At 39.3% G+C, this 23,185-nt stretch carries 19 protein-coding genes; 16 read left to right on the forward strand and 3 right to left on the reverse strand.

All coding sequences use genetic code 11. The features are described 5' to 3' along the window. The first annotated feature begins 1 nt into the window (after position 1). The 6 genes from flgK (at position 2) to fliD (ending at position 8,522) form a co-directional block, all read left to right on the forward strand. The gene (flgK, locus tag I6F40_RS09535; RefSeq protein WP_197192830.1) at positions 2–2,008 is read left to right on the forward strand and encodes a flagellar hook-associated protein FlgK; all 2,007 of its coding nucleotides are present in this window, start codon (positions 2–4) and stop codon (positions 2,006–2,008) included. 2 nt (positions 2,009–2,010) lie between these two features. Then, positions 2,011–3,270, forward strand: a complete 1,260-nt coding sequence (flgL, locus tag I6F40_RS09540; protein WP_166376897.1) for a flagellar hook-associated protein FlgL — start codon at positions 2,011–2,013, stop codon at positions 3,268–3,270. A gap of 280 nt (positions 3,271–3,550) precedes the next feature. Continuing rightward, positions 3,551–4,957 (forward strand): flagellin, encoded by a 1,407-nt coding sequence (locus I6F40_RS09545; RefSeq protein WP_197192831.1) that lies wholly within the window; start codon positions 3,551–3,553, stop codon positions 4,955–4,957. A 237-nt stretch (positions 4,958–5,194) separates the two neighbouring features. Further along, positions 5,195–6,592: a flagellin gene (locus tag I6F40_RS09550; protein ID WP_166376899.1), complete on the forward strand. Its 1,398-nt coding sequence runs from the start codon at positions 5,195–5,197 to the stop codon at positions 6,590–6,592. A gap of 96 nt (positions 6,593–6,688) precedes the next feature. Continuing rightward, the gene (locus I6F40_RS09555) at positions 6,689–7,072 is read left to right on the forward strand and encodes a flagellar protein FlaG (protein WP_166376900.1); all 384 of its coding nucleotides are present in this window, start codon (positions 6,689–6,691) and stop codon (positions 7,070–7,072) included. Positions 7,073–7,097: 25 nt separating this feature from the next. Next, entirely contained in the window at positions 7,098–8,522 is a 1,425-nt protein-coding gene (gene fliD, locus I6F40_RS09560) for a flagellar filament capping protein FliD (protein WP_197192832.1), read from the forward strand. A gap of 828 nt (positions 8,523–9,350) precedes the next feature. Here fliD and I6F40_RS09565 read toward each other — a convergent pair. Beyond that, entirely contained in the window at positions 9,351–9,662 is a 312-nt protein-coding gene (locus tag I6F40_RS09565; RefSeq protein ID WP_166376902.1) for a hypothetical protein, read from the reverse strand. A 5-nt stretch (positions 9,663–9,667) separates the two neighbouring features. Continuing rightward, positions 9,668–10,057, reverse strand: a complete 390-nt coding sequence (gene fliS / locus I6F40_RS09570; protein WP_166376903.1) for a flagellar export chaperone FliS — start codon at positions 10,055–10,057, stop codon at positions 9,668–9,670. Positions 10,058–10,506: 449 nt separating this feature from the next. Here fliS and I6F40_RS09575 point away from each other — a divergent pair, with 449 nt between their 5' ends. Next, positions 10,507–11,943, forward strand: coding sequence for a sigma-54 dependent transcriptional regulator (locus I6F40_RS09575; protein ID WP_166376904.1), 1,437 nt, complete (start codon positions 10,507–10,509; stop codon positions 11,941–11,943). A 179-nt stretch (positions 11,944–12,122) separates the two neighbouring features. Here the strand turns inward: I6F40_RS09575 and I6F40_RS09580 are convergent, their stop codons facing one another. Next, positions 12,123–12,713, reverse strand: a complete 591-nt coding sequence (locus I6F40_RS09580) for a DNA-3-methyladenine glycosylase I (RefSeq protein WP_166376905.1) — start codon at positions 12,711–12,713, stop codon at positions 12,123–12,125. 131 nt (positions 12,714–12,844) lie between these two features. Here I6F40_RS09580 and I6F40_RS09585 point away from each other — a divergent pair, with 131 nt between their 5' ends. The 9 genes from I6F40_RS09585 (at position 12,845) to I6F40_RS09625 (ending at position 23,161) form a co-directional block, all read left to right on the forward strand. After that, complete coding sequence (locus I6F40_RS09585) at positions 12,845–13,957, forward strand: sensor histidine kinase (protein ID WP_166376906.1); 1,113 nt, start codon at positions 12,845–12,847, stop codon at positions 13,955–13,957. Next, entirely contained in the window at positions 13,954–15,420 is a 1,467-nt protein-coding gene (locus I6F40_RS09590; protein WP_197192833.1) for a sigma-54-dependent transcriptional regulator, read from the forward strand. Before I6F40_RS09585 ends, I6F40_RS09590 begins: the two co-directional genes overlap by 4 nt. A gap of 155 nt (positions 15,421–15,575) precedes the next feature. Next, entirely contained in the window at positions 15,576–15,908 is a 333-nt protein-coding gene (gene fliE, locus I6F40_RS09595; protein WP_166376908.1) for a flagellar hook-basal body complex protein FliE, read from the forward strand. 20 nt (positions 15,909–15,928) lie between these two features. Continuing rightward, complete coding sequence (gene fliF, locus I6F40_RS09600) at positions 15,929–17,644, forward strand: flagellar basal-body MS-ring/collar protein FliF (protein ID WP_166376909.1); 1,716 nt, start codon at positions 15,929–15,931, stop codon at positions 17,642–17,644. Continuing rightward, complete coding sequence (gene fliG / locus I6F40_RS09605; RefSeq protein ID WP_166376910.1) at positions 17,637–18,677, forward strand: flagellar motor switch protein FliG; 1,041 nt, start codon at positions 17,637–17,639, stop codon at positions 18,675–18,677. The genes fliF and fliG overlap by 8 nt, the downstream gene beginning before the upstream one ends. Positions 18,678–18,680: 3 nt before the next feature. Continuing rightward, the gene (gene fliH, locus I6F40_RS09610) at positions 18,681–19,487 is read left to right on the forward strand and encodes a flagellar assembly protein FliH (protein WP_166376911.1); all 807 of its coding nucleotides are present in this window, start codon (positions 18,681–18,683) and stop codon (positions 19,485–19,487) included. Between the two features lie 18 nt (positions 19,488–19,505). After that, positions 19,506–20,840 carry a flagellar protein export ATPase FliI gene (gene fliI, locus I6F40_RS09615; RefSeq protein ID WP_010553908.1) on the forward strand — a complete coding sequence of 445 codons (1,335 nt, stop codon included), beginning with the start codon at positions 19,506–19,508 and terminating at the stop codon, positions 20,838–20,840. Next, a complete protein-coding gene (gene fliJ, locus I6F40_RS09620; protein WP_197192834.1) occupies positions 20,840–21,286 on the forward strand; it encodes a flagellar export protein FliJ in 447 nt (148 codons plus the stop codon). The genes fliI and fliJ overlap by 1 nt, the downstream gene beginning before the upstream one ends. Positions 21,287–21,376: 90 nt before the next feature. Continuing rightward, positions 21,377–23,161 carry a flagellar hook-length control protein FliK gene (locus I6F40_RS09625; RefSeq protein ID WP_197192835.1) on the forward strand — a complete coding sequence of 595 codons (1,785 nt, stop codon included), beginning with the start codon at positions 21,377–21,379 and terminating at the stop codon, positions 23,159–23,161. Positions 23,162–23,185: the final 24 nt, after the last annotated feature.

Here is a 23,185-nt window from a genome sequence, read left to right on the forward strand (position 1 = left end):
TATGTCGTTTAATTTATTAAACATTGCAAATTCTGGAATAAGAGCAAGTTCTGATTTACTGCAAACGACAAGTAAAAATATTGCCAATGTAAACACGGAAGGTTACGTACGTGAACGGACCGAACATACCACGATGATTGATAATCAAGTGGGGAGAGGCGAGACGTACCGTTTACTTAATGAATTTGCACAAAAACAATTAAACAGAGATACATCAAATAAAACATTTTTTGATCAGTTTGAAAGTGAAGCAAACCGAATTGATACACTATTCTCACAAGAGTCAAATAGTGTATCAACGAGCTTAAATTCATTTTTTAATAATGTTCAAGAAGCACTCAATCAACCATCATCATCTGTAGCTCGCTCTTTAGTTATGAGTGATGCAGAAAACCTACTTGACCAGATGGATAGGCTTTCGGGGATTGTAGTTGAACAAAAACGAGTAGTCGATGAGCAATTACAAATATTCTCCACTGAAGCTAATACTTTAATCGAAAATATTAGCTCTTTAAATCAAGAAATTGTCGGAATTAATGGTACTAATAGTGCCTCAGATGCTAGCTCTGCTTACAACGAGCGTGATAAAGCGATACGTAACTTATCTGAATTAATAGATATTGAAACGCTTGATGGGCCAAATGGTGAAAAGCTTGTATTTATGGGAACCGGTGAAGCTGTCGTTATGCAAAATGGTACTTTTAATCTATTTTCTATGAGTGCAGACCCAGATCCTAACTTTCAAGAGCTTCGCTTAGATGTTAATGGTGGAAAAGCGGTGCCGTTAGATGTTGATGCTAGTAAATTAAAAGGGAAAATTGGTGGATTGCTTGCTTTTCGAGATGATATTTTAATCCCTACACAAAATCAACTAGGTCAAATGGGGCTGGCAATAGCTGATTCTTTCAATCAACAAAATCATTTAGGTATGGATGCAAGTGGTCAGCTTGGCGGTGATATATTTGAAATTCCTAGTGTTGGAGGCTTTCCTTATCAAAACAATACAGGTACGGCCAGTATTACTGCCACTGTAGAGCCTGGTATGGGTAGTGAGTTACCAGCAAGTGATTTTATTATTACTTATACAGCAAATCCTAATGAAGTCAGTATTCAACCAATTGACAATAAAGGTGAGCCGCTTGGAAATCCTTCACTAGCTAATGTAGTGGCCGGTGTTATTGACTCGTCAACAGTTGTGAGCGGAGAGTCTTTTGGTTTGCAAATAAGTGTAGTGGGTGCTGGAAATGCAGGAGATCAATTTCAAGTAAAGTTAAACTCAGGTGCGGCTGGTAACATATCTTTGCTTACTGGGCGCGGTGAAGACTTAGCACTTGCCTCACCAGTGAGAACCGCTGCAGATGGTGATAACACAGGCACGGCTTCCATTTCTGCAGGAGAAGTTAGCGATGTTACAACGGGTAGCTTTACTACTTCCCCATTAGCATTAGCGAATGGACCTATTAATATAGTAAAAACAGCGAATCCAGACGAGTATATAATTTCAGACAACATAAATACCACGACGGTTACAATAATTCCTCCGGCTAATAATCTGCTTAATCAAGCTGGCGGCGCATTTGCAACTTATGGGTTTGACTTTAATATTGAAGGTACACCGGCGGCTGGCGATAGTTTTACTCTAGAATTTAATGAAGGTGGCTTTGATGATAATCGTAACGGTTTAAAACTCGCTGAATTGCAAAATGGCGACCTAGTGCGTCAAAATGTAGTCACTAGTACTAGTGCCGATAATCATAAAACGTTTAACCAAGCATATGCAGGATTGGTTACTGAAATTGGTGTGGTAACTAGTCAGGCTAGAACGAATGGAGCCGCATTTGATGCGTTAGCTGAGCAATCAGAGGCATGGTACGAGTCTTTATCTGGTGTGAACCTTGATGAAGAAGCAGCCAATTTACTACGTTTTCAGCAATCTTATGCGGCCTCAGCTCAGGTGCTTTCTGCCGCTCGTTCTATTTTTGAGACTTTACTCAGTGCTGCGAGGTAATTATGCGCTTATCAAATAACTTAATGTATCAAAATAATATTAATAAAATACTCGATAACCAACAAGGTGTGGCCGGTGCGCAAGAACGTGTAAATACAGGGCAAAAGTATTTAACTGTTTCAGAAGGCCCAGCAGCAATATCTCAAGGAATGTTGTATTCAAATAAAATTCAAACGAATGAGCAGCATACTAAAAATATTAATCAGCTAAAAGGTCGATTAGAAACCGAAGAAAGTATTTTATCGGGAATGAATGACGCTATTTTAGAAGCGCAGATGCTAACTATTCAAGCAGGTAATGGGTCACTCAGCAAAGATGCGCTAGCGTCAATTGCAGGAGAGCTACAAGAGTTACAAAAATCATTACTTAACTTAATGAATACTCAGTCAGAAGGTGGAGAGTACATTTTTTCTGGTTACCAAGATGATATTCAGACGTATACCTTTAATAGTGTCGATGGGAAATATGAATATCAAGGAGATCAAGGACAACATGAAATTACTATTGCAAAAGGGGTTGATATTAAATCCAGCGATAATGGTTTTAATGCCTTTGAAAAAGTAGATGCACGGTTAGATGTCACTTCAAACCAGGGAGTTGCAACAGGTACTATTACTTCTGGCACTGTGTACGTAGAAAACCAAGGTGAATTTGATAAGTTTCATAAAGATAGCTATAACTCAGATCCCGACCCTGCTGTTTCAGCAACAATCAATACTTATAACGTAGTGGTTGTTCCTGGTGCAACACCAGCTGATCCCGCTCAGTATGAGATTCTTCGGGATGGCGCATCTTTAACTCCACCTGTTATTGGCGAAGTAACAGATGAGCCAATTGAGTTTGCAGGTATGCAGATTAGTTTAGAGGGCACCGCGCCCGGCCAATTAGACTTTAGCCTTGAAAAACCACATAAAGAAAATGTACTAAACACCTTACAAGACTTAATTACTAGCTTAAATGATGAAGAGCTTGAGGGCGAGGGACTACAGCAAGCACTGTCAGATGGCCTTATTCAGTTGAAAAATGCCAGCGAGCAGGTTGTTTTTACTCAAGCGAGCCTTGGTGGACGTATGAATGTAGTGGAGCGAGTAACTGATTCAAATAGTGCTTTGGATATAAATAATAAATCAAACAAGTCAGATTTAGTCGAGATAGATACAGCTGCTGCTATTAGTGAGCTAACCAAACAAGAAACCGCACTACAAGCATCACAAGCTACATTTGGTCGCTTAGCTAAACTATCACTATTTGATTATATATAAGATACAGTCAACAGTTATTACCTTTACTTTATAAAGGTAATAACTTGCCTTTTCAAAGCGGCAAAAAATTGTCATCGCAAACCCCCTCTTCAAGTATAAAGCCTAAAAAAGTTAAAAACCTCTCATACTACCTAAAGTTAGTACTGTTAATTTGTTAATAAACAAGTAGTTAGGTTATTTAATTCGAGTTGGCACAACATGTGCATTTCTATAGTCATAGAAAGCGTGGTTCCTGCTAAGTAATTTGAACCACACTCTGATTAAACTAGGAGATGGTAAAATGGCTTTAAGTGTAAACACAAATGTTGCATCACTCAATGGGCAACGCAATCTAACTAAATCTAGCATGGCTCTGGAAACCTCAATGCAGAGACTTTCATCAGGTTTGCGTATTAACAGTGCAAAGGATGATGCGGCAGGCTTACAAATTGCTAACCGCTTAACGTCTCAGGTAAATGGTTTAACCGTTGCTCAACGAAATGCGAACGATGGTATTTCAATGGCGCAAACGGCTGAGGGCGCAATGCAAGAGTCGGCAAATATTCTGCAACGTATGCGTGATTTATCTCTGCAATCAGCCAATGGTTCAAATAGTGCGGTAGACCGTGCATCATTACAAAAAGAAATGAGTGCGCTTCAGCAAGAGCTAACACGTATTGCAGATACAACTAAATTTGGTAACACCAGCCTACTAGATGGCTCATTTGGTACTAAGCAGTTTCAGGTTGGTGCTAATGCCAATGAAACAATTAACGTAAGCTTGGGCAATATGTCGGCTGACGCAATTGGTGCAAATGAAGTTAAAGGCGGAGGCACTGCGTTAGGTGCGGCAGCTGCTGCTGGTACTTTAGCGAGTGTTGCAGCTACTGTTACTGCGGGTAATGTAAATATTAATGGTAAAGACATTACTATTGCAGCAGAAGGGGCTACTAAAATAGCAGACAAAGTCAATAATTCTGCATCGGGAGTTACTGCAACTGCTAAGCTGGATGTGACTATTGCAGGCATTACTAGTGCTGATAACGCAACGATTAAGATTGGTGACGACGAATATGACTTAGGCGGTTATGGCGGTGATATGACGCGCTTAGCACAAGACATGACGGCTGATGGTTATGATGCAGTGTTTGATCCAGACACTAATTCTATTGCCCTCAAAGCAACTGGAACAGATGGTATTGAAGCCATTGCTGAAACAGTGGGTACCGCAGCGGGTACTTTAACGTTTGATGGTGTGGCCGCAGCCACTGCTGATACAGCTAAAACATCGCGAGTGGAGTTGTCATCACCAAATACTATTGGTATTTCTAATGATGGTACGGCAGATGAAGCAGAGTTTTTAGGTGCATCAAGCAGTACACTAACAACAGTTGAAGATATTGATATTTCTGGCACAACCAGTGTAGGTGCGCAAGCAGCTATTAATACTATTGATGCGGCATTGTCACAAATTGATGCACAGCGCGCTGATTTAGGTGCGGTGCAAAACCGCTTTGGCCATACTATTAGTAACTTAGCGAACGTTGCTGAAAACGTGGCAGGGTCGAGAAGCCGTATTCAAGATACTGACTACGCACTTGAGACTGCAACACTAACAAAAAACCAAATAATGCAGCAAGCCGGCACCACTATATTGTCGCAGGCGAATCAATTACCACAAGCCGCGTTAAGTTTATTAGGCGGTTAACACCTAAAGCAAACCAGCTACCGAAAAAAGCCAAGCAAATATGCTTGGCTTTTTTTGTTTTATTTCATGGTTTTAAGTTTTTTTTTGTTTTTATTGTTATTTATTTTAAAAAAAAGCTAAAGGTAATTTTATAACGGCCGTTAACTTAATCAGAACGGAGCTTGAACAAATTAAATATGTGATGGCTCTTGGTTAAAATCAATTAGTTACATTACGAAAGTAATCAGGAGTTATAACATGGCTTTATCAGTAAATACAAATGTATCGTCTATCAACGCACAAAGAAACTTAGCAAAATCAAGCGAAGCATTAGGTACATCAATGCAACGTCTTTCATCGGGTATGCGTATTAATAGCGCAAAAGATGATGCGGCTGGTCTGCAAATTGCTAACCGCTTAACTTCACAGGTAAATGGTTTAGGTGTTGCACAGCGTAATGCGAACGATGGTATTTCAATGGCGCAAACGGCTGAAGGCGCAATGACTGAATCAGCAAATATTTTACAACGTATGCGTGACTTGTCACTACAATCAGCGAATGGTTCAAACGATGCTGATGCTCGTGCGGCACTACAAAAAGAAGTAGGTGCACTACAACAAGAACTTACCCGTATTGCTGATACGACTAAATTTGGTGGCACTAGCTTGTTAGATGGCTCGTTTGGTACTAAACAGTTCCAAGTGGGCTCAAACGCGAACGAAACAATTAACGTAAGCCTACGTGATGTTTCAGCTGATGCGATTGGTGCAAATGTTATAACTGGAGCGGGCGGTGTTTTAGGTACTGCTGGTGATACTACATTAGCATTACAAAATGCGACTACTGCTGATGCCACGCTTAATATTAACGGTAAAGGCGTTTCGGTTACAGCAGGCGATGGTGCTGAAGATATTGCTGTTAAAATAAATACAGCAGCAGCTGGCGTGACGGCAACGTCAGAGTTAAGCACTACGTTAGAGGGTTTGAGTTCTTCTGATGTAGGTGATTTAAATATAGGTGAAGACACTTATAAGCTTGCTGAGTTTGGTGGTGATGCTGCACGTTTAGCTGAAGCTATGGTAGCAGATGGATATGATGTTGTTGAATCAGGCGGTGATTTAACGATTAAGGCAACGGGTGTTAATGGTATTGAGCTTATTGCTACAGCAGGTACTGCATCATTAGGAGGCGGTACTGCTGCTGGTAGTCAGGCTGTTTCATCTACTTTAGAGTTATCATCTTCGAATAAAATTGGTATTTCTGGAGCATCAGTGAATGAGATACTAGGAGCTGGCGCGGCTGCAATTGGAGCAACGGGTGGCTCAAGTAAGTTAGTATCTGTTGAAGATATTGATATTTCAGGCACTACGAGTGAAGGTGCTCAAAATGCAATTCAAACGATTGATGCGGCATTGGCACAAATTGATGCGCAACGAGCTGATTTGGGTGCGGTGCAAAACCGTTTTGGCCATACAATTAGTAACTTAGCAAACGTTTCTGAAAACGTATCAGCATCAAGAAGTCGTATCGAAGATACTGACTATGCTGCAGAAACAGCTAAACTGACTAAAAACCAAATCATGCAACAAGCGGGTACAACAATTTTAGCTCAGTCTAACCAGTTGCCACAAGCAGCACTAAGCTTATTAGGTTAATTTTTAAATAAGCTCTATACTAAATATAACAAGGAAGGGTCTCCCTTCCTTTGTTGTATTAGTTAATAAATTATCGCTTTAAACTAGGAGCGAATTATGGAAACTCAAAGCTTACAGTTAAACAATATGCTTGCTTTACAAGGCGAGAAAACCAACACGCCTTCCTCCGCACTACAAAATCAAGCTCAGTTAGCCAATGCAAATACATACTCCTCAGAGTTAAAAGTAAACGAAAGCTCAAGTAATGCCGAATTATCACCCGACAAGCTAGAAAAAGTGGCGCAACAATTGCAAAACTTTATGGGTGAAATGAATCGTAGTATTCAATTTAAAGTTGATGAAGATTCAGGTAGAAATGTTATTAAAGTAATTGACAAAGAAAGTGGTGATTTAGTCAAGCAGTACCCGTCTGAAGAGGTGTTAGGCATTGTGTCTAAGCTAGCCGAAGCTACTGGTGTGTTGGTTGATTTTAAGGTTTAGTTAGCAATTAAAGAGGAAGTGTATTATGGCTATTTCATTTACAGGTATCGGTTCGGGTTTACAGGTTAGCGAAATTGTAGATGCTTTAGTTAATGCCGAAAAAGCGCCTTACCAAGCACGAATTACTCGCCAGCAAGCAACTCATACCACTGATATATCAGCTGTTGGTGCGCTTAAATCGTCATTAGAAGAACTTAACACTTCATTAGAGTCGTTGGGGGATGTTGATAATTTTCAAAAACGCACCATTAGCGGAAGTGACGATTTTGTTTCTCTTAGTTCTGAAAAAAATGCACAAACTAATAACTACTCTATAAAAGTTAACAACTTAGCAGAAAACCATAAATTAGTGTCAGAAGCTATTGGCGCAGATGCTGCTGTTGGTGAAGGTAAACTCACTATTAGTTCGGGTAGCAATAATTTTAACATCGATGTTTCTGATACAGCGACTCTGGCTGATATTCGCGATGCTATTAATGACTCTAATGACAATGACTCAGTGAACGCAACTATTATTACTGATAACTCAGGCCAGCATTTAGTACTATCAAGTAAAGAAACTGGCGAAGCAAATGCAATTAAAATTGTTGTAGATGATGTAAGCGATGCTAACAATACCGACAATGCAGGTTTATCGCGCTTAGCATTTGATAGCGATCCAGCTTCACCTACCTATGCCAAAAATTTAAATGAAACAATTAAAGCCACTGATGCATCAATAACAATTGATGGGACTTTAGTTGCAACGAGTAGTACTAATGAATTTGCCGGTGTTATTGACGGCGTAACCATTACAGCTAAAAAAACACATGGCGTTAGTGATGATTTAAGTAAGGCTAAAATAACCGAAAATAATAATAATATAGCGGCAGGATTAAAATCATTTGTAGAGAAATTTAACGCGTTTATTGATTTATCTGCACAATTAGGTAGTTCATCTGCTGAAAATGGAGTGGGTGCATTAGCGGGTGACTCATTGCTGCGAGGTTCAGTGAACCAAGTTAGAGCATTACTTACCTCTGAATTTAGTACAGGAAATGGGAATACTGACTTTTTATCAAATTACGGTATTAGAACTGAGCGCTCAGGCAAGTTAAGTATTGATGACGATGTGCTAAAAAAGGCTGTTGAAGATGACCCCGCAGCAATAATGACCTTTTTTGTTGGCGAAAACGAAGACGATGGTTTCGTTGCCAAACTAGATACGGTTATTAAAGGTTATACGGCCTCAGGTGGAATAATTGAGACACGTATAGATGGGCGAGAAGCGCAAATAGATAAACTAGGCGAGGATGCTGAAGACTTTACTTTACGCATGGCTGCTTATGAAAGTCGCTTATTAAGCCAATATAATGCCATGGATTTACTTGTGGCAAATATGAACGCAACAGGTAGTTATTTAACACAACAATTAGCTAATCTCCCTGGTGTAGTTAAACAATCAAGTTAAGCTGGATAAAATTATAAATTTGAGGTCAAGTAAAGTAATAGGTACTCTTCTAACTTGTTACTTTGACCTCATCACTAGAAAAACCTACCTGCATAGCTAACTAAAAGCTATTAGTCCAAAAAACGAATGCTAATTCTAATTAAAACAATACCAAGATGCGTCCTATTATATGCATGACTACTCCAAGATAAAAAAACAACCCACCTACTTGCGGAAAATTATTATATCCACGTGTATGAGAGCAGAAACTGGCGATTCTATTCAAGAGAGAAGGTTGAGATCAACCTGTATAAATATTTGAGTCATTTAACGAATTAGATCACTCTATAGCGTCGTTGAAAAATTTTTTAGAACAACCAGATGCAATAATTTTTTCTAGTTCTAGCGGGATTTTCTTATCCTTAAATAGACCCTTCATACAAGCAGATTGATATAATATCAATCCGCAATAATACTTAATCAATTAGGGGGATTGACCGGGCGCTAACTGCGTTAGAAATTTCTGATATAGAGCAACTAAATAACGAGATTCTTGCCTTGTTATCGACGCAGTTTTCTTACCTCAAGATTGACTACTTAATTAACTGAGTTGATATAACTCAAATGTATAACATTATCTAGATAGCTTGCTTCATATCGTAATAATGAGACGTAGATTATTTAGACTATGCAGTTGGCGGTGAAGATTTAACTCTAAGCGATAACAAATCAGCCAAAGTTTATATTTGACTGATTTGTTATGCGTTAAGCAAATTTACGTAGTGGGAGTATTGTAAAAGTGCCGTATTACTAAAATAAAGTGGATATGTAAGTTAACTAAAGGCATTTTTAAAAATGAGATTTATACTTTTTTACTGCATTTTTACTTTTTTGCTTACTGATTATTTTAGTCGCTATATGCCGCTTTTCACTTTCTATCTTATTAGAAAGTTGCTGGATAAGATCAATTAAAAATTTAAGTTCGTCAGCTGAGTAAAAGTTTTTATCTTCAGTAAGTGATTTTTTTAAGTAGCTGTTTAATGTGTGATGCGCATTTAGCGCTTGATCTATATCTGAATCAGCTAAAAGTAAAAGCTCGTTGCACTGCCTGCGTGTTTCGCTATCGGAAATATGAACAGCGGTTACTGTGGTAAAAGACATAGTTACTACAGAGCTCTTTGATCGAAAGGAATTTCTTCCCAACCTGACTTAATTTCTTTAATTAAAAGAATAACTTCATCGATCTTTTGTATATCATTTTCTAAATTAGCGACTAATAAATTACGCTGGCAGTAATCGTACAAAGCATCAAGATTAGATGAAATCTCGTTATCATTCTCAAAGTTTAATACCTGTTGTAGAGCACCCAGTAAAGTAATGCAATCAGAGATAGCAACTCCCTTCTTGGCTAACTCTTTTCGTTCAACAAATCCTTTTGCAGCAGATAACTTACCGATGATATTTACAAAAACAAGTTTAACTTGTTCATATGGCGTCATTTCCTTTACGCTACTAACGGTTATTTGGCGATATTTATTTATTGATGCATGGGCCATGTCTAATCCTAAAAGTTTAATAATATATCTAGCAATTTAAGCAAGTTTAGTTCCAAAATATAAACTAACTACTCTATATCGGCAAAAGTAGCTATATCTTTAAGTATATTTACTATTTGCATAGTCTTACACATTACAGACTTAACCTAAATCACAAAATACCTAAGGACTAGGTATCTACCAAGAGTTAAACCTTATCGTAAAAAGTGAATATATGTTAGCCCCATATGTTAGCTCCATAAAAGTTTATATGCTTATTTGTTACTACTATTTGGTGGTGAAGCATAAATTTTGTATTGTAGAAGTAGTCTGAAAGTATTGGAATTTATTTTAAAGTGTCTGTTTTTTGGCGTTAATGTCAAAAAGTCGCCACTAGTGCTTGCATACAATTTCAACTGGATTACAATTTGGTTAACAGAATAAATTAGTGAAATAAATGGCCGCTAAAAATGATCTTAATTTTAGATAATAATAATAATCGCTCGATAGGATTATATGCCTCACTTACTTTTATTGGTGAAGCGGTGCAATTACATACCGAAGCTGATTTTGAACAAGCATTTAGTAAGTACCAAAATAAAGAATGCATTATAATTTTAGGTGCTTTGCAATCACTTGATCATGAAAGTTTAATAAAGCGCTACCCTACGTTTCCTTTTTTATTAATAGGCGAAACACTCAAACCCTTACTAAGTATTGCTAATGTTGTTGGCTTAGTGTGTGAACCATTTAGCCACGATATAACAACTCAGTTGTTACATGATTGCCAGCAATATCAGCGAATGCTTCCCAATGAGCATAAACATAATAAACCGCATAATACTTTTGATGGCCTTGTGGGTGAAACAACCGCAGTTAAAGATTTACGTTTTTTAATTGAGCAAGTAGCTAAAACTGATGCGAATGTGCTCATTTTAGGTGAGTCGGGTACCGGGAAGGAGGTAGTCGCACGTAACGTACACTTATTGTCAAAACGTCTTAAGGGGCCTTTTGTACCCGTAAACTGTGGTGCTATTCCTGGTGAGTTGCTCGAAAGTGAATTATTTGGCCATGAAAAAGGTGCATTTACTGGTGCTATTTCTGCTCGTAAAGGGCGGTTTGAACTGGCTCAGGGTGGTACGCTATTTTTGGATGAAATAGGCGATATGCCACTGCAAATGCAAGTTAAACTGCTTCGCGTATTACAAGAGCGCAGCTATGAGCGTGTGGGTGGTACAAAGGCAATTCAAGCCGACGTGCGCATTATTGCAGCGACTCATCGCAACCTCGAATCTATGATAGAGCAAGGCACGTTTCGCGAAGATTTATACTATCGTTTAAATGTATTTCCTATTGAGAGCCCGTCTCTTTCTCAGCGTGCTGATGACATACCGTTATTATTAAAAGAGTTAATGCGCCGCGTTAATGAGCAAAGTGGCTCAACCGCTAAGTTTACTGAACGCGCTGTTGAAAGTTTAAAAGAGCATAGTTGGCCGGGTAATATTCGTGAGCTTGCAAATTTAGTGGAACGTATGGTTATTATGTTTCCTGAAAAAGTGGTTGATATCCCCGATTTACCTGATAAATACCGTTATATTGAGGTTGAGGCATACGAGCCTCAATACCCTGAAGAGTTAATGGAAAAAGATGCCTTTAACGATATTTTTAGCTCGGGGTTTAGTGATTATGAGAGTGAACCTGAAGCTGATTTTAGCCAAGCAGGTAGCGGGGTTTTACCTGATGATGGTATTGAACTTAAAGATTACTTAGCTGAACTTGAAATAAGCTTAATAACGCAAGCGCTAGAACGTTACGACTATATTGTTGCTCGCGCTGCAGAAATATTAGGAGTACGCAGAACTACGTTAGTCGAAAAAATGAAAAAATATAATCTTTCAAGAGATTAGAAGTACGAAAATGGTGAAATGCTTTTCGTTATTTATTATTCATTAATGAGCAACTACCTTACGGGCTTTGCCCGTCACGCAAGCTTCGCGTCTACAAGATAACCTAAAATCTAAACCTTGGCGGTAGACGTTGAGCTTGCTCACGTGAAAAGCGTAGCTTTTAATCACTTACCCACTGACTAACTAAATGTCTTAATAATTTCTTCTTTTCTAAAACAATCATTACTGTGATCGTTAACCATACCGCAGGCCTGCATATGAGCGTAAACCGTTGTAGGGCCTAAAAACTTAAAACCCCGTTTTTTTAAATCTTTAGCAAATGCGGTTGATGCCTCTGTAATTGCTGGATAGTCCTCAACGTTATTTAAATTACTTATAAGGGGCTTATTGCCCACAAACTGCCATTGGTAGTTACTAAAGCTTCCAAATTCTTTTTGTATTTCTATAAAGCATTTTGCGTTGTTAACGGTTGCAGCAATTTTTAAGCGATTGCGCACAATGTTCTCATCAAGCATTAATCTTTCCACGTCATCTTGCGTGAATTGTGCCACTTTATTTATATTAAAATTAGCAAATGCTTTTTTATAACCACTGCGTTTTTTTAAAATTGTGTACCAGCTTAAACCTGCTTGCGCAGATTCAAGCGTGATAAATTCAAACAGCTTTGTATCCTCATACAGGGGCACACCCCACTCCTCATCATGGTAAATAACGTAGTCGGGTTTACTCGTATCGAGCCATGGACAGCGGCACTTTATTTTCTCACTCATTATTATTCCTTTTAGCGAGCGTCATTTTTATGTCGCTCAAATTATTGATGTAACATGATGAAAAATATGAAATAAATTTTGGTATAAATCGTGCATTTAGACATGTATCTACATCAATTTGAGATTTGATTATGGCTCTTGCAAGCGTGCTAAAACCACAGTTTTTTTCTGCAAATCAGTATAACCCATGTTTACTCCAAGAGGAGTACATTGGTGAATTAAGCGATCTGCGTAAGCAAGCAAGTTGGCTTTCGCATTTAGTTGATACTATGCCCGCAGGTGTGGTTGTACTTGATGGCAAGGGATTAATTGCTAAAGCGAATCAAATAGCGATTGATATGCTTGGTGAACCACTTGAAGGCGAACGCTGGTTTAATGTTATTCAGCGCTCTTTTAGGCCGCATCAAGATGATGGCCACGAAGTGTCTTTAAAAGACGGACGCTTAATAAAGCTAGATATTACTGCTTTAGCACCAGAGCCTGGGCAACTTATTTTAATGACTGATTTGACCGAAACCCGCCGTTTACAAAAGCGGGTTGCGCATATGCAGCGATTGAGTGCGCTTGGGAAAATGGTTGCCTCGTTGGCACATCAAGTACGTACGCCGCTCTCAGCCGCTATGCTTTACGCGGCTAATTTAGGTTCTAAACGCTTACCGGAAGCATCTCGCGATAACTTTCAAACAAAACTAATGTCTCGCTTGAAAGATTTGGAAACTCAAGTAAATGATATGCTGTTATTTGCAAAAAGTGGTGAGCAGCAAGTTGTAGAGCAAGTTTCAATGCAGCAGCTGTTGACTGAAGTTAAAGCGGGCGCTGATGCGATGGTAGCGCTCAATGAAAGTGAGCTGGATATAAGCTTACCTGAACCAGATATACAAATAGTTGGTAATAAAACAGCATTAGCTAGTGCTATTCAAAACCTTGTGCATAACAGTATTCAAGTTATCGGCAGTGGTGCAAAAGTAAAAATAAGTGCACAAAGAGATTTAAAAAATTTAGATATGGTTTGTATTAGCGTGAGCGATAATGGACCAGGTGTTGATTTAAGCCAAGGCGATAAGATTTTCGAACCATTTTTTACTACTAAAATTCAAGGTACAGGCTTAGGGCTTGCTGTAGTAAGTTCGGTGGCTAACGCACACCAAGGCCGTGTTGAGGTAACTAATAATGCACATGGTGGTGCCTGCTTTAGCTTGTTACTGCCTATTAAGTCAACATCTAAACTAGAGGAATCATCATGAGTAACACTATTTTAGTTGTCGAAGATGACGCAGGTTTACGTGAGGCTTTAATAGATACCCTTGAAATGTCGGGTATTGAATGTGTTGCTGCCAATAGCGCTGAGCAAGCAATGTTATTGCTTAAAAAAGATCAATTTTCGCTTGTTGTAAGCGACGTGCAAATGGGCGCAATGAGTGGGCTTGATCTATTACGTAGTATTAAATTAAACCATCCTGATTTACCGGTATTGATGATGACGGCGTACGCCACAATTGACGATGCTGTAGAGGCCATGCGCCTAGGTGCAATTGACTACATGGCTAAACCATTTGCACCTGAAGTGCTGCTGAATATGGTGAGCCGTTATTTGCCTGAAAAAGCAAAAGAAACTGACGGCCCTATTGTTGCTGACCCAACGAGTATTCAATTGTTAGAGCTTGCAAGTAAAGTGGCACGCTCTGATGCTAGTGTTATGGTACTTGGCCCAAGTGGTTCTGGTAAGGAAGTACTTGCTCGTTATATTCACGATAAGTCGAGCCGTTGTAATGAACCATTTGTGGCGATTAACTGCGCGGCTATTCCTGAAAATATGCTCGAAGCCACTTTATTTGGTTATGAAAAAGGGGCTTTTACGGGCGCGATTCAAGCATGCCCGGGTAAGTTTGAGCAAGCGCAGAGCGGTACTATTTTACTTGATGAAATTACTGAGATGGACTTAGGGTTACAAGCTAAGCTTTTGCGTGTACTGCAAGAGCGTGAAGTAGAGCGTTTAGGTGGCCGTAAAACAATTCAACTTGATGTGCGTATTTTGGCTACCAGTAATCGTGACTTAAAAGAAGCGGTTGCTAAAAACCAGTTTAGAGAAGATTTATATTACAGGCTTAATGTTTTTCCATTGATGTGGCGACCATTGTGCCAACGCCCCGGTGATATTATTGTATTGGCTAAGCATTTAATTGAGCGCCATATTAGTAAAAGTAAAGAGCCGATGGCGTATCTAGATAAAGCGGCTGAGCAAAAGCTATTGGCTCATACATGGCCTGGTAATGTGCGCGAGCTTGATAACGTTATACAACGTGCACTTATACTGCGTACGGGCAACACAATAAACGAGCATGCTATTTTTATCGAAAACTTAGCATCTAATAACTTTGTTATGGAGCCTTCATTGGCTGCGGTGCAAACAGTGTCGGCAGCCGAGGTAACTCAAGAAGCTCAAGGTATTGAGAAAAGCACGTTAAGCTCTGCATACTACGATGAAAAATCACCTGTTGAGGTTGAACCTAAGCAAGGTTTACTATCTGCAGATACAGGTAGCTATAAAGATGAGCTTAAAGATAAAGAGCATCGAATTATTTTAGAAACCCTTGCACGTTGTCAAGGTAAGCGTAAAGACGTGGCTGAAACTCTGGGTATAAGCCCACGAACTCTACGTTATAAATTAGCGCAAATGCGTGACTTAGGTATTTCACTTCCTGCATAACCTCCAAACCCTAAATTAAACATTTTTAATTTAGGGTTGTCAAAACTCTGACTCGAAAATAAACTAGTAACTCACTGTATTAATAGGTTATTTTAATTGGCATAGTTTGTGCTTTAGTAACTGTAAGAGTTAACTGTATCGTTAGAGACTAAAGTATGAAAATTCAAAATAGTGCTATATTCCAAGAAATGCAATCAATGGCTTTAGAAGCTGGCCGTAATAATCAAATTAATAAATTGCCTACTCAAGTACAATCTACTTCTACTTCACAATTTGGCGAGATGCTGAGTAGTGCATTAAATACAGTACATGAATTACAGCAAGATGCTGGGCAAAAAGTAAAAGCGGTTGAGATGGGCGATCGAAGTGTATCGCTCGCAGAGGCGATGATTGCTTCTCAAAAATCATCAGTTGCTTTTGAAGCTACAGTACAAGTTCGTAATAAACTTGTTGACGCATATAAAGAAATCATGAACATGCCTGTTTAACTAGGTAGTGGAGAATTATTGTGGCGCAATCTAATCAATCTACAGATCTTGCACTCGCTGGTGATGGCATTGAGCAAACAGACGAAAATGATCAACAAGAGCAAAAGTCAGGCTATTTAAGTGCCTTGAATGGTGTTGATGTATTGCGCCAAGTAACATTGGTTATTGCATTAGCCATTTGTTTAGCAATCGCAATTTTTATAATTATCTGGGCTCGTCAGCCAGATATGCGCCCATTAGGCAAAATGCAAACCGAAGAACTTATCCAAACCCTAGACTTTTTAGATGCGCAAAAAATTGAATATCAACTTGATGGCAATGTGGTATCGGTTGATGAAAGTGAGTATCAAAACATTAAGTTGTTAATGACTCGCGAAGGGCTAGACCAAGGGCCAGATTCGGGCTCTGATATTATTATGCAAGATATGGGTTTTGGTGTTAGCCAGCGCTTAGAGCGTGAACGTTTAAAGCATGGCCGCGAACAACAATTAGCACGCACTATTGAAGAGCTCAACAATATAACTCGCGCCAAAGTATTGCTAGCTATTCCTAAAGAAAATGTATTTGCCCGCAGAGAGAAAAAACCATCAGCGACAGTTGTATTAACACTTAAACGCGGCAGATCGCTTGATCGTGAAGAAGTTGACTCCGTTGTTGATATGATTGCCTCTGCAGTACAAGGCTTAGAACCTACACGAGTAACGGTTACCGATCAAAATGGTCGTTTATTAAATTCAGGTTCGCAAAGCTTATTAGCAGCACGCTCTCGTAAAGAGTACGACTTAGAGCGTAAGCGCGAACAGGAATACCTTGAAAAAATAGACAGTATTCTAATACCGGTTGTTGGACTTTCAAATTACACAGCACAGGTAGATTTGAGTATGGACTTTAGCGCGATTGAAGAAACTCAAAAACGCTATAACCCAGACTTACCGGCTGTTAGGAGTGAAACTACATTCGAAGAAAATAATATTGGTGGTTTAGCTGTTGGGATCCCTGGTGCGCTGACAAATCAGCCACCAGTTAATTCAGATATCCCTGAATCAGTTACTGAGGGTGGCGCTGGTACTGCTACTTCACCAAGCCGTACCCATAAAGAAGCAACACGTAATTATGAACTCGATACAACTATTTCACACAAACGTCAGCAAAGTGGTGTAATACGAAGAATAAGTGTATCAGTTGCCGTAGACTATATTCCTAAAGTAGGAGAAAACGGTGAGACAACCATGGCTCCGCGATCAGTAGAAGCATTGTCAAATATTCGTCGCTTATTACAAGGTGGTGTTGGGTTTGATATGCAACGTGGTGATGCACTTGAAGTTGTTACTGTCCCGTTTGTACGTGAAGCGACAGGTTTAGATATTGAAGTACCATTGTGGGAACAAGATTGGTTCATGAAAATGGTCCGTCTTGTATTGGGTGCCTTGGTGATTATCGTATTAATTATGGCAGTAGTAAAACCAATGCTGAAACGCCTGATTTATCCAGATGATACTTTAGAAGAATACGACGAAGATGCATTAAACTCAGGCGTAGATATTGGCGATAGTACACTTGATATGCTAAATAAAGATTTTGATTCTGCTTCGGTTGGTTTCTCAAGTGATGGTACACTGCAGTTACCTGATTTACATGGCGACGAAGACTTACTTAAGGCAATTCGCGCCTTAGTAGCTAATGAACCAGAACTCTCATCACAAGTAGTAAAAGCGTGGTTAACAGAAGATGACTGATCAAGAACAAAAAAAACTCCCGCAGGCTTTTGATGTTGATAAGCTAGATGGAGTCGACAAAGCAGCTATATTGTTATTGAGTTTAACGGAAGAAGATGCAGCTCAAATACTTAAGCACTTAGAACCTAAACAGGTGCAAAAAGTGGGTATGGCGATGGCTGGATTAGAGGATCTTTCGCAAGCTAAAATAAGCGCTGTGCATCATTTATTTATAGAACAGATTCAAAGCTTTAGTACAATTGGTTTTCAATCGGAAGACTTTATTAGAAAAGCCCTTACAGCAGCTCTTGGTGAAGATAAAGCTGCGAGCCTTATTGATCAAATAGTTATGGGCTCAGGCGCTAAAGGTCTCGATTCATTAAAATGGATGGATTCAAAACAGGTGGCTAGTATTATTCGTAATGAGCACCCTCAGATTCAAACAATTGTATTATCGTATCTAGAGCCAGAGCAATCAGCTGAGATTATTTCTCAATTTCCTGAAAAAGTACGCCTAGATTTGACTATGCGTATTGCAAACCTTGAAGAAGTTCAGCCTGCAGCACTGCAAGAACTAAATGAAATAATGGAAAAACAATTTGCCGGCCAGGCCGGTGCACAAGCAGCTAAAATGGGTGGCTTGAAGGCTGCTGCAAATATTTTAAATTACCTAGATACCAACGTAGAAGGGCAGTTAATGGACTCTATTCGTGAGCATGATGAAGAGATGTCGCAGCAAATACAAGACCTTATGTTTGTATTTGAAAACTTAATGGATGTTGATGACCGTGGTATTCAAGCAATCCTGCGCGAAGTACAGCAAGACGTATTGATGAAAGCAATTAAGGGCACTGACGATGCACTTAAGGATAAAATACTGAGCAACATGTCTAAGCGTGCAGCCGAAATGATTGCTGATGATTTAGAAGCAATGTCACCAGTGCGTATAAGTGAAGTAGAAGCAGCGCAAAAAGAGATTTTATCAACAGCACGTCGTTTATCTGACTCTGGTGAAATTCAGTTGGGTGGCAGTGGTGGTGAGGAGTTCTTATAAACCATGAGCAAATTAAAAGGTCGCACACTTCGTGCTGACGAAGCTGATGAATTATTAAAAAACTGGGCTATTCCAGATATAGCACCAGATGAAAATAGCTTTGGCAATCGCTCTACAGCTTATGGAACACCGCTCAGTGAATTGTATAAAAAAGAATTAGCAGAAGAAATGCCAGTTGACGAGCCGCAAGAACCAGAACTTCCTGCGCTTACCATGGTTGAGCTAGAACGTATTAGGCAAGATGCTTACGAGGAAGGCCTTAAACAAGGTCATGAACAAGGCTACATAGACGGTTTTGAAAAAGGCGTGGGTGAAGGTAAAGAAGCAGGCTACAAAGAAGGGTTAGAACAAGGGAAAACGCAAGGCCGTGATGATGTAAAACCATTAATTGAAGAGCAGTTAACAAGCTTAAAAAGTATTTTAGAAGGGTTAACTGCACCACTAAATAAAGTGGACGAACAAGCTGAAAAGCAATTAATACAACTTGCTAGCATGTTAGCTGAAGCTGTTATTTATCAAGAAGTAAAAACATCACCTGATGTGATTTTACATACTCTAAAACAAAGTATTAATTCACTTAATGCTGAGCAAGAGAAAGTGCGAATTCATTTAAACCCAGAAGACTTGGAGCTAATAAAAGAAAGCTACGGAGAACAAACCATTATTGATAACAATTGGCAATTAATGGCAGAACCCACACTTGAACGCGGTGGCTGTGAAGTCAAAACAGCACAATCGTCACTCGATATGACTCTTAAAACACGTGTCAAAGAAACGTTGGATAGTTTTTTGCATGATAGTGGTATCTAACCATTTTATTGGCGTTTTATGTCAACTCAACGTGCATCATTAAGCGAACGCTTATCTCAATATCAACAACATATTAAAACCCCAGCACCCGCTGTAGCTGGTATTTTAACCCGTGTTGTTGGCCTTACTCTTGAGGCTAGAGGTTTACGTGCGCCCGTTGGTAGTCAATGCAAAATAGAAACCATGAACGGCTTTGTAGACGCTGAAATAGTTGGTTTTAACGATCAAACTTTGTACTTAATGCCTAACGACCATATCTCTGGTGTATTACCTGGTGCACGTGTTATTCCTCAAGTTAATAATTTAGGTTTACCTGTCGGTATGAGTTTATTAGGACGTGTGGTTGATGGCTTAGGCCGCCCGCTAGATGGCCTTGGTAAAATTAATGCTGAACATCATTTAAAGTTTGCACAAAATACTATAAACCCGCTTTCAAGAAGACCAATCACTAAGCCTATGGATGTAGGTGTGCGCGCTATTAACTCTGTTATTACAGTAGGCCAAGGACAGCGCATGGGCTTGTTTGCCGGCTCTGGTGTGGGTAAATCAGTACTACTGGGTATGATGACCCGAGGTAGCGAAGCCGATGTCATTGTTGTTGGCTTAGTGGGGGAGCGTGGCCGCGAAGTAAAAGAATTTATTGAAGAAATACTCGGTGTAGAAGGGCGCAAGCGTTCAGTTGTTGTTGCAGCGCCTGCTGATTCATCACCACTTATGCGTTTAAAAGGCTGTGAGAGCGCCGTAACTATTGCAGAATATTTTAGAGATCAGGGTTTAAACGTATTATTGTTACTCGATTCGGTAACACGTTACGCAATGGCACAACGTGAAATCGCACTTGCTGTTGGCGAGCCGCCGGCTACAAAGGGTTATCCGCCTTCGGTGTTTGCTAAATTGCCTGCGCTGGTGGAACGTGCTGGTAATGGCGGTGAAGGGCAAGGTTCAATTACTGCCTTTTTTACGGTGTTAAGTGAAGGCGATGATATGCAAGACCCTATTGCTGATGCCGCGCGAGCTATTTTAGATGGTCATATTGTACTATCGCGTGATTTAGCCGACAGCGGACACTATCCTGCAATCGATATCGAAAAGTCGATTTCGCGTGTTATGCCTCAAGTTGTTTCTGAGCCGCATATGCAGCAAGCCCGAGTGCTTAAGCAAGTGTACTCCATGTATCAGCAAAACAAAGATATGATCACTTTAGGTGCTTATCAAAAGGGTACCGACCAAATGCTTGACCAAGCCATAAACATGATGCCAAGAGTAAATGCATTTTTACAACAAGGTATGCGAGATGTCATTAGTTATGATGATGGCCTGCAAGGCCTTGCTCAGTTACTAGGGCAGGCATAATGGCTAAAAATAAACTCGATTTATTACTTAAAATTGAAAATGATAAAGAAGAAAATTTGCGTATGAGTTATTTGCAAGCAAACCAAAACTTGCAAGCCAATCAACAAAAGTTACAAGGTCTAAATAGTTTTAGACTTGAATACTCTCAGCAATTACATCTCAAAGGTAAGTCGGGTTTATCCAGTGCAGGGTTTGGGCAATATCATGCTTTTATATCTAAAATTGAAGAAGCGATTCGCCAACAAGCAAGTACCGTAAACACAGCTAAACAAGTTGTTACTCAACGTAAGGCATTGTGGCTTAAGCAGCAAATTAAAGCTAAAGCGGTCGCTAAGTTAATCGAAAATCAGAAACTAAAAGCAAATGCATTAATGGCTAAAAATGAGCAGAAAATGTTGGATGAGTTTTCTGCTAACCAATTTTTTCAGCGCCGTAAAGTTTTATAATTCAGGCACGTTAATTGCTATGTTACTTTGTGGTATTTAACTTTTTGGCGATATGCGGTGGCACATTGCCGTATTGGTATTAGGTGACTTATGGCGATAAATAACATTTCTGTTTTAGCTCCTTCAGAAAAAGATGCATTATTAGCTTTTAAAGACAATAGCTTAGAAAATGATGAAGAAGACTCAGGTGCGGAGTTTTTAAGTCAACTAAACGCAGCGCACAGCTTTATTGAACCTTTGCAAAAAGGCAATAAAAGCCCCGATGCTGAAAATTCGATTGCCAGTCTCAACAATGGAGAGTCTAGTGAGGAGACAGAGACACCTATAACCTTGGATGGAAACACAATAAGTGAAGTCATAGTCGTCTCTGGTGATAGTATGCTGGCTCAAATAAGTTCGGCACAGGCTATTAATACCTCTGTTTCAAAACCAACAGGAAAGGTTGATGGACCAGCTGGCGAGGTTAATGGAGTAACTGACGAAGTTGATTTTAAGCAGGCATCAACTACAGATAGTTTTAAAGCTGATATTGCTATTGAAAAATCCATAAGTAGAATTGTTTCTGAGAGCAAAAATATTCCTAGCATTGATTCACCTAGTATTGATTCATCAGTTGCTGCATCTGCAACAGCAATTACACAAATAACCGAAAGAGATAAAAGTACTGCTGTAGATACATTAATGACTAAAGATACTGATTTAATTAAAGCAGATAAAATACTTGCCAGTTTAACGCCAGAGCAAAGGTTACAGCTAAGTGTGCAAACTCAAGCATTAGATAAGCCTAGTAACGTTAGTAACGTAGCAGCTTTAAAGCAGCTGCTTGCACAGTTTATTACAGATAATGAAGAAGCGCAGAGTAGCGTAACTAAGCAGTCTTTCAGTTCTGAGATTGATACGCTTAATACGACTGAAAAACAAAGCTTATTAACTCAATTAAATGATTATATTAAAGCTGAGCAGCCTAAAGGCGAGAGGTTGGAAGCACTCAAGCAAACAGTTACTGAGTTGAAAGCTTCAATTGAAATAGGACTTGCTGATACCGATACCGTTAAATCAGAATCAAAAACGTTTTTAACGCCAAGCACTCAAAGTACTGTAAATGACTCCCAAAAGGTAGGCTCAAAATTTTCTACAAGTGAAAATACTGAACTAAATAAAGTGGCTACAACTTCATTGAAAGATGAAAGCGCAGTAAAGTTATCTGAGCAAATGCAAAAAGATGGGTTGAAAAATATAAGCGCAGAGCAAGTACCGGCTCGCGTAGCGCAAGTATTTACGCAAATTACAGCTGCTTTCAATATTCAGAAAACGAGCACATTAAGCCAAGACGATTCAATAGGCTTCGATCAGAGCTTACTTGATACTCAAATAATACAAACTCAACAACTACAAAGTACATCGCAAGTAAAGCAGGTAGGTATTGACCCAGGTGTTATGCAAGCAATTAATATAGTTAAAAGTGATGCGGCTAAGTTACTGCAAGAACGTGTTAGCTCTATGTTGAGTATTAATAACAAAGAAGCTGAAGTTCGTCTTGATCCACCAGAGATGGGCAGCATGCAAATTCGTATTAGAAGCGATGCAGAACAAGCACATATAAACTTTGTAGTACAAAATCAACAAGCTAAAGAAGCACTTGAACAATCTATGCCACGGTTGCGTGAAATGTTAGCGCAGCAAGGGTTGGAGCTTGGTGAAAGTACTATTTCGTATGGGCAATCGGGTGGTGAGTCGTCTGAGCAAGGCGAGAATAGAACTCAAGGTAACTTGGTTGATAAAGAAGCTATTAATGATAGCGATCAGGAGCTGACTGCTAATACTGCGCAAAGTTCTCGAAAACAAACTTCATCATCAATAGATTACTATGCCTAAGTACTGCTATTATAATAACTAAAA

It is taken from the genome of Pseudoalteromonas sp. SWXJ133, from assembly GCF_015864365.1.
Taxonomy (GTDB): Bacteria; Pseudomonadota; Gammaproteobacteria; order Enterobacterales; family Alteromonadaceae; genus Pseudoalteromonas; species Pseudoalteromonas arctica.